The sequence below is a fragment of the Staphylococcus gallinarum genome, from assembly GCF_000875895.1.
Classification (GTDB): domain Bacteria; phylum Bacillota; class Bacilli; order Staphylococcales; family Staphylococcaceae; genus Staphylococcus; species Staphylococcus gallinarum.
The window spans coordinates 1-241 of sequence record NZ_JXCF01000238.1 but is presented as its reverse complement, the minus strand read 5'-3'; the positions used below and the strand labels follow the sequence as shown (position 1 = coordinate 241).

Annotated in this window: 1 protein-coding gene; it reads right to left on the bottom strand. The window is 32.4% G+C overall.

The features are described 5' to 3' along the window. Nucleotides 1–241 (bottom strand): relaxase/mobilization nuclease domain-containing protein (locus tag SH09_RS14255; protein WP_042740260.1); only part of this gene is annotated, 241 nt, incomplete at both ends.

Genomic DNA, 241 nt, shown 5'->3' with positions numbered 1-241 from the left:
CTAAATTTACTGAATTAATAATAATGTGATTGTGATAATGGTCTTTGTCTGTATGTGTATAAACTGCAACTTGATAATCTGGTGCAATTTTTTTAGCTAATTCTAAACCTATCTCATTACCCTCTTTAGCTGTTACTTCGCCAGGCTTAAAAGATTGAATGACTGTATGTGCTTGAACACCATTCTCTTTGCCATATAACGCCCTAGTTTGCTTAAAATATGATTTAGCATAATCAACATC